Genomic DNA, 643 nt, shown 5'->3' on the forward strand with positions numbered 1-643 from the left:
ACCCCTCTGGAGGCCGCGGACGGCGTGGCCTCCAGAGCACTTTGTCGTTTTTGGACGGAAAATCCCTAGAACCCCATACCGCCCGCATAACACTGCCATTCAAAAATCCCTGTAAAAACCGGATTTTTATCCATCAAAGCAACGATCGCCATCACATAAACCACAACAAACACCAAAGACAGTGCGCCAGTTTGACCGCCATCAATTTACTGACGATTGCATCATTCATACTGCGAGCGATTAAATATTTATTCAGATGGAGCTAAATCATGACTGACAAATCACGCTCGGTAACGATAGGCAGTTACCTGGCACTGGCGTTCGCCATCGTCTTCTTTTCGGGACTGTTGCAGTCCAACCAGTGGTACGGAGTGTTCGACTTCACCACACTGAACGGTTCGTTCGGCACCATGGTACAGAGCGTCAGCGAGAACGGCGACGGCCTCAAGACTGCCATGACCGACATGCGCGGCAAGGGGGGCAACGGCGCCCGCGACGGCTTCCTGTTTGCCCTGACCCTGATCCCCACCGTGATGTTCGCCCTCGGCATGATCAATGTGCTGGAACCGGCGTTTTTCAAGATAGTTGTCGCGCAAAGCTGTTTTAAGCAGCCTCTTTCTGCTCCGGCTCGGGTTTCTCGGGC

Annotated in this window: 1 pseudogene; it reads left to right on the forward strand. The window is 53.3% G+C overall.

The annotated features are described in order from the left end of the window. Nucleotides 1-269 precede the first annotated feature (269 nt). A pseudogene (locus OKC40_RS22815) lies at nucleotides 270-643 on the forward strand (hypothetical protein); the annotation flags it as partial.

This window comes from Aeromonas sp. QDB11 (genome assembly GCF_027705265.1).
In the GTDB taxonomy this organism is placed as follows: domain Bacteria; phylum Pseudomonadota; class Gammaproteobacteria; order Enterobacterales; family Aeromonadaceae; genus Aeromonas; species Aeromonas allosaccharophila.